Source organism: Pseudomonas abietaniphila, assembly GCF_900100795.1.
GTDB lineage: Bacteria > Pseudomonadota > Gammaproteobacteria > Pseudomonadales > Pseudomonadaceae > Aquipseudomonas > Aquipseudomonas abietaniphila.
The window spans coordinates 74,247-87,504 of record NZ_FNCO01000018.1 but is presented as its reverse complement, the minus strand read 5'-3'; the positions used below and the strand labels follow the sequence as shown (position 1 = coordinate 87,504).

Here is a 13,258-nt window from a genome sequence, read left to right as displayed (position 1 = left end):
CAGATCGCGGGACAAGCCACGCTCCTACAAGAGAGCGTCGACAGTCCGTCGTTCAACGATGCGGCCCCAGATGCAGCAGCACATGCGCGTGTTGCCAGAAGCTCGGTGCGTGCCTGCGTGAAACGGCGAATGCCGGCCTGACTCGGTAATTGATGAGGGTCATGGTCAGCATCAGCGCCGCACCGCCTGCGTTGTGCGCGACGGCTACGGCCAGCGGAAGATGGAACAGCACGTTGCTCACACCCAACGCAATCTGCAGACCCAGCGCCACCGTTAACAACCCTGCCAAACCCTTGAGCCCGGCACGCCGCAGCTGCCAGGCGAGCATCAGCAAAGAAAACGTCACCAGCAGTGCGCCGATGCGATGGGTCAGGTGAATCGCGGTCCGCGCCGTGCTGTCGAGCTTGCCGCCCAAGTAATTGGGGCCGATGTGCTGGGTCAGATGAAAGCCGTTGGCAAAATCAGCGTCGGGCCACCATTGCCCCTGACACGTGGGCAGGTCGGTGCAGGCCATCGCCGCATAGTTGGAACTGACCCAACCGCCCAGCGCAATCTGCACCACCACCAGCACCAGACCGACCGCCGCCAGACGCCGCAAGCGCGGACTCACCTGTGGCATAGGCGTGAACACACCACTCAGCCGGGCCGTCAGCAAGAACAAAAGACTTAACGTCGTGATACCGCCCAGCAAATGGGCGGTCACCACCTGAGGCCACAACTTGAGCGTCACCGTCCACATACCGAAGGCCGCTTGGGCGAAGACCACCCCCACCAGCAACAGCGGCAGGCCGACCGGTTGATCGGAGAGGTGCCGACGGTGCCAGGCCTGAACACCCAGCATCATGATCATCAACGCCAGGCCGCCGGCGAAATAACGATGCACCATCTCGTTGCGGCCTTTGTGTTCCTCCACGGGCGCATCCGGGAAGCGCAGTTCGGCATGGGCCAGTTGCGCCTCGGTCTTGGGCACGCTGATAAAGCCATAGCAGCCCGGCCAGTCGGGACAGCCGAGGCCGGCATGGGTCAGTCGCGTGTAGGCGCCGAGGAGCACAACCACCAGCGCCAACAAGGTTGCACACAGTGCGAGACGAAATCCGGGTCTGGTCATCATGACCCCCTTAGCCGATGTTCGACAGTTTCAGCAGTTGGCGCAGGTCGTTGAGCAGGTCCTTGCCGTTGACCTCCGCGCCATAGCGCAACACCAGGTTGCCGTGCGGGTCAACGATCCAGAGTTGGGGCAACTCCACACCCGGCGCCATTCGGTGGTAGCGCTTGAGGTCCAGCGGATAGCGCTGCAACTGCGGGTATTCGCGGGTGAGCCTGGCGTCGTATTCAGGGTTCAGCGGCTGGGCGGTGGTCAGCGCATGGCTGGCCCGAGAAGCATCCCGGCCCAGGCCGATCTGGATCTGCCGCGCCAGATACACCAGTTGCTGGCAGTCGGCGTCGCACTGATTGGGCGCCGTGACCAGCAGTTGCCAGCGCTTCTCGTCGGACTGCACACCCAGTTCGGTGCGGCTTTCGCCATTGCCGATCAGTTCGCCATGAAAGCTGCGGCTGTCCGGCACCCAGAACTTGAATTTGTACATGGTGGTGGCAAGAACCATCGGCCCTAGCGCCACCAGCAACACCAGGATCAGCTGAAGACGACCGCGACGCCGGCTTCTCGGCGGACGGGTTTCAGACATGCTGGCTGGATTCATCGCGGTTCCCATGCGGTTTCTCCTTCTTTTTATTGTGCGTGTCTGTGCGCTTGGTATTTCGGGTCGTGTTGAAACCCAGATACAGATAAAGCCCGACCAGCGCGGTGGCCATGGCGAACCATTGCACGGCGTAACCCAGGTGCTTTTCAGGCCCCATCGCAACGACCGGCCAGTCGGCGCGATACGCCGCCGGCCCTGCCTCCAGACGCAGTTCATGGGCGAAGCCTTCGCGATTCAGTTCAGGCCAGACCTTGGCGGGATCGATCGCCGTGACCAATTTCGGCCAACTGCCGTTCTGCGCATCGGGATGCAGCTGGAAGGTCGCGCCGGGCGATACGTAGACCCACGCGTCCAGATTCAGCGATTGCGTCGGCGTCTCGAAAACAGGAGGCGTGCGACGGTCCGGCCAGGGCAGCCAGCCGCGATTGACCATCAACCACACACCGCTCGATTGATCATGGAAAGGCTGTATCAGCTCAACACCGGCCTTGCCCTCGCGGGTGCTGTTGTCCAGCAGCAGGCTGTGTTCGGCGTCGAAGCTGCCGCGCAGTTGCACACGTCGGTAGGCGGGATCGGCAGTGGAGGGCAACAATTGGGCCGACATCGGCGGCGCTGCACGACGCTCGGCGTAGTTGGCGAGCATGAGGCGTTTTTCTTCACCGCGTCCCAGCTGCCAGAAGCCCAGGTAAATCAGCACAGGCAGCAACAGGAGCACCACCAGCGTTGGGGCAATGCCGGGCTGAAAGCGCTTCATTACGCTTCCCGCGCCTGCTGACGCGCCCCACCTATACTCCTTTGCATAGCGTTTGCTCCCGGAGTTAACCGATGCTCAAAGCGGCCATTGTTTTTATGCTCATCGCCACGGTGATCAGTCTGTTCAGCGGCCTGTTCTTTCTGGTCAAGGACGACGCGTCATCCACGCGCCTGGTCAAAGCCCTGACCGTGCGCGTGACCTGCGCCGCCATTACCCTGGCGTTGATTGCCTATGGGTATTTCAGCGGGCAGCTGGTTTATCACACACCTTGGTAACCCAACACCGTTCTCTCTAGGAGCGCGGCTTGTCCCGCGATCGCGCCGGGGTCGCGTCCGACGGGACCCGTCGTAAAACCTGCATACTCGGTATCACAGGCTGACCGCGTTTACCGGATTCGCTACCGCTTCGCGGCAGATCGCGGGACAAGCCACGCTCCTACAGGCTTCCGGGAGGCCAACTTTCCGGCGATCACAAGACATACACAAAAACGAACAATCCCACCCACACCACGTCCACAAAGTGCCAATACCAGCTCGCGGCCTCGAAACCGAACTGATGCTCGGCATCGAAATGGCCGCGCAGGATCCGCATCAACATCACAAACAAAATGATCGTGCCGATGGTCACGTGGGCGCCGTGAAAACCCGTGAGCATGAAGAAGGTCGCGCCATAGATGCCCGATCCCAAGGTCAGGCCCAGCTCGGTGTACGCCTCGTGATACTCCATGGCTTGCAGCATCAAAAACGCGAGGCCCAGCAAGACGGTCAGTGCCAGCCAGAGTTTCAGCGCCCCCCGATGCCCTTTCTTCAACGCGTGGTGAGCGATGGTCACCGTGACGCTCGAGCTGACCAGCAACACCGTGTTGATCAGCGGCAAATGCCAAGGGTCGATGATCTCCTTGGGTGGCGGAAACAGTGTCGGATCGGGCGTGTGCAACAGCGGCCAGACGTACTGAAAGTTCGGCCACAGCATGTGCGCAATGCCCTTCGGACCTTCGCCACCTAACGCAGGCCCGGTAATGTTGCGCACGTAAAACAAGGCGCCGAAGAACGCCACGAAAAACATCACTTCCGAAAAGATGAACCAGCTCATGCCCCAGCGGAATGACCTGTCCATCTGAGCGCTGTACAGCCCCGCTCGGCTTTCCTTGATCACCGTGCCGAACCAGCCAAACATGATGTAGGCCACTATCAGGCCGCCAATCGCGAAGAAAATCGGGCCGTGGGATTCACGGCCCGCCTTCATGTCGATGAACCAGGTGCCCAGCCCGTACATGGTGATGAACATGCCAACCGTGGCGATGATCGGCCATTTGCTCTGCGCCGGGACGTAATAATGCTCATGCGTTGCCATCTTCTGAATCTCCTCGGCCTTATCGGCCTAACCGCCTGATGCCGCAACGGGGCGGATAACCGGCGGCATGCGAGCGGTGATATCGAACAGCGTGTAAGCAAGCGTCAGGTGTTTCACATCCTTGGGCAGGTCGCGGTCAACGATGAAGCGCACCGGCATTTCGATGCGCTCGCCCGGTTGCAGCATTTGCTGGGTGAAGCAGAAGCATTCGGTCTTGTGGAAATACACGGCGGCGGTGCTGGGCGAGATGCTCGGGATTGCCTGCGCCGTCATCGGCTTGTCGGTCGGGTTCTGAGCCACGAAGAGCATTTCGCTGACGGCCCCAGGGTGCACCGTCAGCTCTTGGGCCTTGGGAAAGAAACCCCACGTCATGTCGGCATTGTTGGTGGCCAGAAACTGGACCCGCACCTGACGGCTGTCATCGACCTGTTGAGTCTGTGTGTACTGATCCCCGGTCTTGCCGTTGATGCCCAGCGCTTTGCACATCACGTCGTACAAGGGCACCAGCGCGAAACCGAACGCGAACATCGCCACCACCAAAATGAGCAGGCGGGTAACGAGTGGCTTGTTCGGACGCGGTGTATCGCTCATCTCTCTTCGCTCTCTCACTTCACTTCCGGCGGGGTCACGAAGGTGTGATACGGCGCAGGCGAAGGCACCGTCCACTCCAGCCCTTCGGCACCGTCCCAGGGTTTGGCCGGGGCTGGCGGGCCGCCACGGATAGTCTTGATCACGATGAACAGGAAGAAGATCTGCGTAGCGCCGAAGGTGAACGCGCCAATCGAAGAGACCATGTTGAAGTCGGCGAACTGCAGGTTGTAGTCCGGAACCCGACGCGGCATCCCGGCCAATCCCACAAAGTGCATCGGGAAGAACGCCATGTTCATGCCGATGAAGGACAGCCAGAAATGCAGCTTGCCCAGGGTTTCGTCGTACATGTGGCCGGTCCATTTCGGCAGCCAGTAATAGGCCGACGCGAAGATGCCGAAGATCGCACCCGGCACCAGCACATAATGGAAATGCGCGACGACGAAGTAGGTGTCCTGGTACTGGAAGTCGGCTGGCGCAATCGCCAGCATCAGCCCGGAGAACCCGCCGATGGTGAACAGGATCACGAAGGCCACGGCAAACAGCATCGGCGTCTCGAACGTGAGTTCGCCCTGCCACATGGTGCTGACCCAGTTGAACACCTTCACGCCGGTCGGCACGGCGATCAGCATGGTCGCGTACATGAAGAACAATTCGCCCACCAGCGGGATGCCGACCACGAACATGTGGTGCGCCCACACGATAAACGATAGGAACGCGATGCTCGCCGTTGCGTAGACCATCGAGGTGTAGCCAAACAGCGGCTTGCGCGAGAACGCAGGAATGATCGAACTGACCGCGCCGAATGCCGGCAGGATCATGATGTACACCTCGGGATGCCCGAAGAACCAGAACACATGCTGGAACAACACCGGGTCACCGCCACCCGCCGCGCTGAAGAAGCTGGTGTGAAAGTGAATGTCCATCAGCATCATGGTCACGCACCCGGCGAGCACCGGCATCACCGCGATCAGCAGGAACGCCGTGATCAGCCAGGTCCAGACGAACAGCGGCATTTTCATCAGGGTCATGCCGGGCGCGCGGAGATTTAGGATAGTGGCGACGACGTTGATCGCCCCCATGATCGAGCTGATCCCCATCAGGTGAATGGCGAAGATGAAGTAGGTGACGCTTTCCGGCGCATACGTGGTGGAGAGCGGGGCGTAGAACGTCCAGCCGAAGTTGGGTCCGCCGCCCGGTGTGAACAAGGTCGAGACCAGCAGCAGGAACGCCGCAGGCAGGAGCCAGAAACTGAAGTTGTTCATGCGCGGCAACGCCATGTCCGGCGCGCCGATCATCAGCGGGATCATCCAGTTGGCCAACCCGACGAAAGCCGGCATCACCGCACCGAACACCATCACCAGGCCGTGCATGGTGGTCATCTGGTTGAAGAACGCAGGCTCCACAATCTGCAGACCGGGTTGGAACAGTTCGGCACGGATCACCATGGCGAACGAGCCGCCGAGCAGGAACATGCAGAAGCTGAACCACAGGTACAGCGTGCCGATGTCCTTGTGGTTGGTGGTCAGCACCCAACGCATCAGGCCCTTGGCCGGACCATGCGCATGGCCCTCGTGGCCATGGTCGTCAATCACTGCACTCATGTCCTGTCTCCTGCGCAAATCTCGCGCCAAGCTCTGAATCCGGTGGAGATACACACCCCTGTGGGAGCGAATTCATTCGCGATGCTGTGGTACAGCCGATTGATATGTGTGAGATGTAACGCCCTCTCGCGAATGAATTCGCTCCCACAGGTTTCCCGGCGTACTTGTTTCATTGCGTTCATTTCGCGGCCGCCTGTTTCAGCGCCAGCACGTCTTTCGGGGTCACCATGTCGCCCTTGTTGTTGCCCCACGCATTGCGTTCGTAGGTGACGACGGCGGCGATATCGACTTCCGACAGCTGCTTGCCGAACGCGGCCATCGCTGTGCCCGCTCGGCCGTTGAATACGGTGGCGAGGTGTTCTTCTTTCGGGCCCAACACGGTTTTTGAGCCTTTGAGCGCCGGGAACATCGGTGGCAGGCCCTGACCTTCGGCCTGGTGACAGGCCACACAGGCCGTGTGGTAGACCTTGTCGCCTTGGGCAACCAGCTCTTCAAGCGTCCATTCCTTGCTGGTCAGCTCCTTGAGCTTCGCGGATTCAGCCTTGCGCTCGGCCAGCCAGGTGTCGTAATCGGCCTGCGTCTTGGCCTCGACCACGATCGGCATGAAGCCGTGATCCTTGCCACACAGCTCCGTACACTGGCCGCGATAGATCCCGGGCTTTTCGATCCGGGTCCAGGCCTCATTGACGAACCCGGGAATGGCGTCGCGCTTGACCGCGAATGCAGGCACCCACCAGGAGTGAATGACGTCGGCGGCGGTCACCAGAAAGCGGATTTTCACACCCACAGGCACCACCAACGGCTGATCCACCTCAAGCAGGTAGTGCTCGCCTTTGGCTTCCTTGTTGTGAATCTGATCGGCCGGAGTGGCCAGGTTGCTGAAGAACTCGACGTCCTGACCCAGGTATTTGTACTGCCACTTCCACTGGTAACCGGTGATCTGGATATCCAGACCCGATTCAGTGTTGTCGTACATTTGGATCAGGGTCTTGGTCGCAGGGATTGCCATGACGACCAGAATCAACAAAGGCACGACGGTCCAGAGAATTTCCACCGTGGTGCTTTCATGGAATTTGGCGGCAACCTGCCCGGTTGAGCGCCGATGTACGATCATCGACCAGAACATCGCGCCGAACACGATGATCCCGATCACCACACATATCCAGAAAATGGTCATGTGCAGGTCGAAAACTTCGTGACTTACCTCGGTCGCTCCAGGTGCCATATTCGTGGTCCAGGCGGCATGTGCCTGACCGAATATCGACCACAACAGGAGGCCCATCCAGACATGTGGATGTCGCATCATTGCGGGTTCCCCTCTTGTTCTTCTTATCTGCCGGCAGTCATTTCAGGCGGGTGAAGACAATGCCGTGCGCAATGTCTTCACAAATGCCTGTGCGGGCGAGGGAGCGGTCAAGTAAGCAGCTAGAGGACCGGGGCCAAGCCTGCGTCACATTCCAGTTTCATCAGCCAACTCATCACAAATCCGAGTATAGACACGGGCAATGCGTCCGCAATGCGCTGGAGAATCCGCGAAACCCAGCTATACGCACGCGCATTTACTGAAAAAAAACGGCCTGAAACGGCAAAAAGTGGCCTTTTAATAGCGGATGCACATAACCATGAAATGGTTATGACAATTACGTCTTAGCGCAGTTGATAAGCAAGCTAACGTATGACTTCCCTATAATGACTGCCTGGTTTTATTGCCTTATGGAGCATCCATGAACACCGCCGCGTTGCGCGAGCAGATCAAACGAGCACAGGAACACGAGACCCAGACCGGTCAGTTATTGCGCCAACTCGAATTGCAACTTCCCCATTTGCACCCTGCCATCCATTTGCCCGATGTCGATGCCAGAGGTGTACTGGCGCGTTTTGTGATCGCCTACATCGAGCAGGTTCCGGATTTGCTGGACGCCGCCCACGACGTCGCGCTGCAAGCCGGGATCGACAGCCAGATCAAACCCGTGCTGAAAATTGCCGAGCAGTTTTTCATCGCGCCGCCGGCGATCATGGCCGGTCATGAAGGTCTCGACGGCCTGCTCGACGAAGCCTACCTGGCCCATCGTCTGGTGGAAGAGGTCAACGACCTGTACATCGTGCATTTCGGTCAGCCGCTGATCCCGGTGAACACCACCGTCGCCAGCGTCATCGCGCATCAGTTGATCGGCGAGGACTTTGCCAACCAGCTCGATGAAGTGGTGCATCACGCCATTGATGAATTGCTGGACGAGGACAGTTTCTCGCTGGAATCGGTAGAAGCCTACCGCGACCAACTCGCCAGCCCGGATACCGAAGCGGCATGGAAGCGCTGGCCTAGCTTGTCTCGCCAGCTAGGGGTGGGGCTTGAGATGGAATGCGCGAAGGATTGATGACTTCGACTCAGCCGCCGTTGTAGGAACGCGCTTGCCCGCGAAGAGGCCAGTACAGTCGACATACATTTGTCGGCTGTCATGTCGCTTCGCGGGCAAGCGCGCTCCTACAAGGTCAGGTAAAAGCCGGGATTATCAATGCAACGCCGCGCCGCCAATTGACGTCCGGATCCGTCCTTCGACGCGCCGCTTGAGCAAACGCTGCTCCAGTAACAAGCGCGAGCCTTGCGCGGCATTGGCGCGACCCCATTCCTCCAGCAACTCAAGGCAGGAATGGTCGATGTAACTGAGGTTGCTCAGCGGTACGTGCAGCGTGGTGCCAGGCGGCACAGCCCCCAGCGCCTGCGTCAACGCCGGAACCTTGAGGAACGTCGCAGCGCCGTTCAGACGCAACTCCATCTCCCCCTCGGCCTCCAGATCCACCAGGTTGATCTTCAGACGCGACGCATTCAGCGCCAGCTTCACCAGTGTCAGACCGAAGCCAATCAATACGCCCGTCAACAGATCCGTGAGGATGATCGCCGACGCTGTCGCGCCGTAGATGAACATCGGCATGCGGCCATAACGACCCAGACCTCGGAGCGCCTTGAGGTCCACCAGTTTGAAACCGGTGTACACCAGCACGCCCGCCAGACTCGCCACCGGAATGCTCTGCAGCACGCTGGACAGCAGCAACACGAACGCCAACAGCCAAAGGCCGTGAAACATCGCCGAGAGACGCGTCTTCGCACCGGCCTGCACGTTGGCCGAGCTGCGCACGATCACGCCGGTCATTGGCAGCGCGCCGACCAGACCGCAGAGCATGTTGCCGACGCCCTGAGCGCTCAGTTCCTTGTCGAAATCCGAACGCTGGCCGTCATGCATGCGATCCACCGCCGCGGCGGACAGCAGCGTCTCGGCGCTGGCAATGAACGCCACGGCAATGGCCGCGATCAGGATCGCAGGGTCCGCCAGGTTCAGCAGGTCGGCAGGGCGCAGCCAGTCGATCGCTTCAGCAAGGTTGGCCGGCACTTCGACGCGCTTGACCTGCAAGCTCATGAACAGACTCACCGCCGTGGCGATGCCCACGCCCAGCAGCGCACCCGGCACAAAACGCAACGCATGGGGCCGCCGCTTCTCCCATAACCACATCACCGCGATGGTGCCCAGACCCAGCAAACCCGCTTGCATTCCGCTGCCCGGGCCGACTGCGCCCAACAGGGTCTGCGGGAAGGCGATCAGGTTATCCAGCCCGGAAGGCTTGGGCCCGCTGTCGAACATCACATGGGCCTGGGAAAGCACGATTAAAACGCCAATCCCGGCGAGCATCCCGTAGACCACGGCGGGCGCCGTCACGCGAAACCAGCAGCCGAGTTTGAAGCGGCCCGCGAGCAGTTGCAGCATGCCGGCCAACAGCAAAATTGGGCCGAGCATCGCCATCCCATGCTCACGAACCAGCTCGAACACCAACACCGCAAGACCTGCCGCCGGACCGCTGACCTGCAACGGCGAGCCCGCAAGCCAGCCGACCACCAGGCCACCGATGATGCCGGTGATCAGGCCTTTGGCGGGCGGCATGCCCGACGCGATGGCGATACCCATGCACAGTGGCAGCGCCACAAGAAACACCACCACGGAAGCCAGCAGCTCCCGTGGTAACAAGGATTTGAGATCTGTAGTAGCCATGACGACTCTCCGGTAAATCTTCAGACGTGACAACGCCCGACGGCACGCGCAAAGCGCGGCCGCTACGAGCTTGAATGAGGTTCGAACCGTCAGTTGTGAAGTGGATTCACAGGCTCTTGGGTGTGATCAGTCGCTGATCGTCAATAGCGCTTTCGAGGCGTCGCCATTGGAATGGAGTGTTCGCCATCGAGGGCCAGGAATGTCCCTTGTTCGGCATCGTAGGCGCGGATTTCACTGGTCTCGATGTCGTACACCCAGCCATGAATGAACAACTGGCCGGCGGCGATCTTCGATGCCACCGAAGGATGCGTCTGCAGATGGCGCAGCTGCGCGATGACGTTTTCCTCGGTCAGCACGTGCATGGTTTCGTGCTCGCCGGTGCAGCTGCAGTTGTCCTGCACCACGGTCTTGGCGACTTCGGCATGACGCAGCCAGGCTTTTACCGTCGGCATTTTTTCCAGGGTGTCCGGGTTGAGTACCGCACGCATGGCGCCGCAATCGGAATGTCCGCAAATGATGATGTGCTGCACACCCAGAGCCAGCACCGCGTACTCGATGGCGGTTGAGACGCCGCCGTTCATCGGCCCGTAAGGCGGTACGACGTTGCCCACGTTACGCGTCACGAAAAGATCGCCCGGCGAGCTTTGGGTGATGAGCTCAGGAACGATGCGCGAATCGGCACAGGTAATGAACATCGCTTTTGGATGCTGTGCGGTCGCGAGTTTCTTGAACAGCTCTTCCTGCTGCGGGAAGACGTCATGGCGGAAATGCTTGAAGCCATCAACGATGTGCTGCAGCGCTACATCGGCGGACTCTGTAGTCGAAGCGCCTGTCGAGGCGGCCGACTGCGACTTATCCTGGTTACTCATCTCTGATCCTCACTGTCGGATTGAAGTGGATATTCCCGTGTTTCCCGGTGGACGACCCACTTTTTTCTGGCATTACGGACAATTCCCTTTGCACGCGACCAGCCGGTCACTTGCAGTTACCCTAACGGCCAAAACTTAATTGAAACTGAATGCATCGCTCTAGCCTGCGGGTCTTGCTTAAGAAAACCTTAATCGCAGCAAGTCTGTAGAAGCGTGGCTTGTCCCGCGAACGGCGGGCCCCCGTCGTAAACCTGCTCACAGTTTCTGACAGGCTAACCGCATTGACTACCGCTTAGCCGCAGATCGCGGGACAAGCCACGCTCCTCAGATCAAGCGCAATACAGGTAAGACGCCACGCGAGTCACAACAGCGACATCTGCCCGCCCGGTGGACAAAACGCCTCGCAATCGAGCTGGAAACTGTCGCGTCGGTTCAGGCCCAGTTTCTTCACCGCAATACTGTAGCGCTGTGCCAGCAGCTCTGCGAATACTCCTTCGCCGCGCATTCGCGAACCGAAGCGGCTGTCGTACACCTGGCCGCCACGACTCTGACGGACCAGGCTCATCACGTGCTCGGCGCGCTGCGGATAGTGTGCCTGCAGCCATTCCTCGAACAGCGGCGCGACCTCCAGCGGCAGCCGCAACATCACATAGCTCGCACTCAAGGCACCCGCGGCCTTGGCTTCGCTCATCAATTTTTCAAGCTCCATGTCGTTGATCATGGGAATCATCGGCGCAAGGAGCACGCCCACGGGCACACCGGCGTCACGCAGCACCCTGATCGCCCGCAATCGGGCCTTGGGCGCCGCCGCTCGCGGTTCGAGAATGCGTTTGAGCTCGTCGTCCAGTGATGTCAGGCTGATGAACACCGAGACCAGCCGCTGCTTTGCCAATTCAGCCAACAGGTCCAGATCGCGCAGAATCAACGAGCCTTTGGTGATGATCGTGACCGGATGACGGTAGCGCAGCAGCACTTCCAGGGTGGCGCGTGTGATCTTGTATTCGCGCTCGATGGGTTGATACGGGTCGGTGTTGGCACCCAGCGTGATCGGCGCAACGCTGTAGCCCGGCTTGGACAATTGCTGCTCCAGCAACGCCGCCGCGTTTGTTTTGGCGATCAGCTTCGTCTCGAAATCCAGCCCCGGCGACATGTCCCAATAAGCGTGACTGGGCCGCGCATAGCAGTAGATGCAACCGTGCTCACACCCACGGTAAGGATTGATCGAGCGATCGAAAGGGATGTCCGGCGAGGAATTGCGCGCGATGATGCTTTTGGCGGTTTCCAGCGTGACGGTGGTGCCTTGGGTGACGGGCACTTCCTGATACCAGCCGTCGTCCTCCACCACCGAGCGATTGGGCGCAAAGCGATTGTGCGGATTGGTGGCGGTGCCGCGACCGCGCGGGGGAAGTAAGGTGGACATGCGAGCTTTCCCATTACTGTTTATACATACAGTACCGCGGAAGTTCGACGCTCTCCACGCTCACGCTGCAAAAACTTCAGTCCGCTGATAAGTGGCACGCAGGCAACTCGCCCGTTCAACGAAGTTTTTACACGCGCCTGACACCGCCTTGACCCTGCACGACAGAGACTTGCCGCACCTCTTCATGCTTCATTCGCACGGTATGTTTTCGATGCGCATTCGCTTCCTTGCCCCGCTGGTTGCCAGCCTGTTGGCGCTTTCTCTCTCTGAGGTTTCCCAAGCCGGCGACTCACCGTCCATGCCAACCACACGACCGAGCGAGTGGGCGCAGCCGATCGACCCTCACTACAACCTTTTTCGCATCACGCCGATGCTGTACCGCAGTCGCCAACCTGACGCCTCTGCGCAGCCATTGATCGAACAGCTCGGCGTGCACACGGTCGTGAACTTCATCAAGGAAAGCGACCAAAAGTGGTTGTCGGACCCCTCGATTTCGCAGGTACAGATCCCACTGCAAACGGTGCACGTCGACGATGCCGACATGATTGAAAGCCTGCGCGCGATACAGACGGCGCAGCAAAACGGACCGGTGCTGATTCATTGCAAGCACGGTCTGGACCGTACCGGGCTGGTGGCGGCGATGTATCGAATTGTCGTGCAAGGCTGGAGCAAACAGGCAGCGCTCGATGAAATGGAGCACGGCGGCTATGGCGACGAAGACAACCTCAAGCACGGCATCGATTACATCAGCAAGGTCGATGTGGATGCCCTTAAGACAGCGCTCAACAGCGGCGCCTGCAGCACCAGCGCGTTTGCCCGTTGCGCGATCAAAGGCTGGTTTCAGAAGACCGATGTGGTGGGTGTGCAGACGATTCTGTGGCGGTTATGAGGTTTGATGCCGATCCCTGTCATGCCCATGGGTGAGGCATG

Annotated in this window: 13 protein-coding genes; 3 read left to right on the top strand and 10 right to left on the bottom strand. The window is 59.8% G+C overall.

The window, feature by feature from the left end; all coding sequences use genetic code 11:
• Window positions 1–52 precede the first annotated feature (52 nt).
• From BLS87_RS27125 to BLS87_RS27115, 3 genes are read right to left on the bottom strand one after another with little or no spacing between them, the layout of a single operon-like run.
• Entirely contained in the window at window positions 53–1,108 is a 1,056-nt protein-coding gene (locus BLS87_RS27125; RefSeq protein WP_074757533.1) for a COX15/CtaA family protein, read from the bottom strand.
• A gap of 10 nt (window positions 1,109–1,118) precedes the next feature.
• A complete protein-coding gene (locus BLS87_RS27120) occupies window positions 1,119–1,712 on the bottom strand; it encodes a hypothetical protein (protein WP_074757531.1) in 594 nt (197 codons plus the stop codon).
• Window positions 1,678–2,454 carry an SURF1 family protein gene (locus tag BLS87_RS27115; protein WP_074757529.1) on the bottom strand — a complete coding sequence of 259 codons (777 nt, stop codon included), beginning with the start codon at window positions 2,452–2,454 and terminating at the stop codon, window positions 1,678–1,680. The genes BLS87_RS27120 and BLS87_RS27115 overlap by 35 nt, the downstream gene beginning before the upstream one ends.
• Before the next feature lie 71 nt (window positions 2,455–2,525).
• On the opposite strand from BLS87_RS27115, the gene BLS87_RS27110 reads away from it, so the two are divergent.
• Window positions 2,526–2,729, top strand: coding sequence for a twin transmembrane helix small protein (locus tag BLS87_RS27110; RefSeq protein WP_074757527.1), 204 nt, complete (start codon window positions 2,526–2,528; stop codon window positions 2,727–2,729).
• Window positions 2,730–2,922: 193 nt separating this feature from the next.
• Here the strand turns inward: BLS87_RS27110 and BLS87_RS27105 are convergent, their stop codons facing one another.
• The 4 genes from BLS87_RS27105 to coxB all read right to left on the bottom strand — a co-directional run bounded on the left by BLS87_RS27105 (window position 2,923) and on the right by coxB (window position 7,305).
• Complete coding sequence (locus BLS87_RS27105; protein ID WP_074757525.1) at window positions 2,923–3,807, bottom strand: cytochrome c oxidase subunit 3; 885 nt, start codon at window positions 3,805–3,807, stop codon at window positions 2,923–2,925.
• A 27-nt stretch (window positions 3,808–3,834) separates the two neighbouring features.
• Entirely contained in the window at window positions 3,835–4,398 is a 564-nt protein-coding gene (locus tag BLS87_RS27100; RefSeq protein WP_074757523.1) for a cytochrome c oxidase assembly protein, read from the bottom strand.
• Between the two features lie 14 nt (window positions 4,399–4,412).
• Window positions 4,413–5,999, bottom strand: coding sequence for a cytochrome c oxidase subunit I (gene ctaD / locus BLS87_RS27095; RefSeq protein ID WP_074757521.1), 1,587 nt, complete (start codon window positions 5,997–5,999; stop codon window positions 4,413–4,415).
• 178 nt (window positions 6,000–6,177) lie between these two features.
• A complete protein-coding gene (gene coxB, locus BLS87_RS27090) occupies window positions 6,178–7,305 on the bottom strand; it encodes a cytochrome c oxidase subunit II (protein WP_074757519.1) in 1,128 nt (375 codons plus the stop codon).
• A gap of 418 nt (window positions 7,306–7,723) precedes the next feature.
• Between coxB and BLS87_RS27085 the strand changes: the two genes are divergently transcribed.
• On the top strand, window positions 7,724–8,374 hold the full coding sequence (locus tag BLS87_RS27085; RefSeq protein ID WP_074757516.1) for a hypothetical protein: 651 nt from the start codon (window positions 7,724–7,726) through the stop codon (window positions 8,372–8,374).
• Window positions 8,375–8,509: 135 nt separating this feature from the next.
• On the opposite strand, the gene BLS87_RS27080 is transcribed toward BLS87_RS27085, so the two are convergent.
• From BLS87_RS27080 to BLS87_RS27070, 3 genes are all read right to left on the bottom strand, one after another.
• Window positions 8,510–10,039, bottom strand: a complete 1,530-nt coding sequence (locus BLS87_RS27080; RefSeq protein WP_074757514.1) for a SulP family inorganic anion transporter — start codon at window positions 10,037–10,039, stop codon at window positions 8,510–8,512.
• Between the two features lie 140 nt (window positions 10,040–10,179).
• Window positions 10,180–10,908 (bottom strand): carbonic anhydrase, encoded by a 729-nt coding sequence (locus BLS87_RS27075; RefSeq protein WP_074757512.1) that lies wholly within the window; start codon window positions 10,906–10,908, stop codon window positions 10,180–10,182.
• A gap of 361 nt (window positions 10,909–11,269) precedes the next feature.
• The gene (locus tag BLS87_RS27070) at window positions 11,270–12,328 is read right to left on the bottom strand and encodes a PA0069 family radical SAM protein (RefSeq protein WP_074757510.1); all 1,059 of its coding nucleotides are present in this window, start codon (window positions 12,326–12,328) and stop codon (window positions 11,270–11,272) included.
• 211 nt (window positions 12,329–12,539) lie between these two features.
• Between BLS87_RS27070 and BLS87_RS27065 the strand changes: the two genes are divergently transcribed.
• Window positions 12,540–13,217, top strand: a complete 678-nt coding sequence (locus BLS87_RS27065; RefSeq protein WP_074757632.1) for a dual specificity protein phosphatase family protein — start codon at window positions 12,540–12,542, stop codon at window positions 13,215–13,217.
• Window positions 13,218–13,258: the final 41 nt, after the last annotated feature.

What these genes read in the sequence shown, in the direction of transcription:
- BLS87_RS27125 (WP_074757533.1), bottom strand. Translation starts at nt 1,108, where the DNA reads ATGACCAGACCCGGATTTCGTCTCGCACTGTGTGCAACCTTGTTGGCG.
- BLS87_RS27120 (WP_074757531.1), bottom strand. Translation starts at nt 1,712, where the DNA reads ATGGGAACCGCGATGAATCCAGCCAGCATGTCTGAAACCCGTCCGCCG.
- BLS87_RS27115 (WP_074757529.1), bottom strand. Translation starts at nt 2,454, where the DNA reads ATGAAGCGCTTTCAGCCCGGCATTGCCCCAACGCTGGTGGTGCTCCTG.
- BLS87_RS27110 (WP_074757527.1), top strand. Translation starts at nt 2,526, where the DNA reads ATGCTCAAAGCGGCCATTGTTTTTATGCTCATCGCCACGGTGATCAGT.
- BLS87_RS27105 (WP_074757525.1), bottom strand. Translation starts at nt 3,807, where the DNA reads ATGGCAACGCATGAGCATTATTACGTCCCGGCGCAGAGCAAATGGCCG.
- BLS87_RS27100 (WP_074757523.1), bottom strand. Translation starts at nt 4,398, where the DNA reads ATGAGCGATACACCGCGTCCGAACAAGCCACTCGTTACCCGCCTGCTC.
- ctaD (WP_074757521.1), bottom strand. Translation starts at nt 5,999, where the DNA reads ATGAGTGCAGTGATTGACGACCATGGCCACGAGGGCCATGCGCATGGT.
- coxB (WP_074757519.1), bottom strand. Translation starts at nt 7,305, where the DNA reads ATGATGCGACATCCACATGTCTGGATGGGCCTCCTGTTGTGGTCGATA.
- BLS87_RS27085 (WP_074757516.1), top strand. Translation starts at nt 7,724, where the DNA reads ATGAACACCGCCGCGTTGCGCGAGCAGATCAAACGAGCACAGGAACAC.
- BLS87_RS27080 (WP_074757514.1), bottom strand. Translation starts at nt 10,039, where the DNA reads ATGGCTACTACAGATCTCAAATCCTTGTTACCACGGGAGCTGCTGGCT.
- BLS87_RS27075 (WP_074757512.1), bottom strand. Translation starts at nt 10,908, where the DNA reads ATGAGTAACCAGGATAAGTCGCAGTCGGCCGCCTCGACAGGCGCTTCG.
- BLS87_RS27070 (WP_074757510.1), bottom strand. Translation starts at nt 12,328, where the DNA reads ATGTCCACCTTACTTCCCCCGCGCGGTCGCGGCACCGCCACCAATCCG.
- BLS87_RS27065 (WP_074757632.1), top strand. Translation starts at nt 12,540, where the DNA reads ATGCGCATTCGCTTCCTTGCCCCGCTGGTTGCCAGCCTGTTGGCGCTT.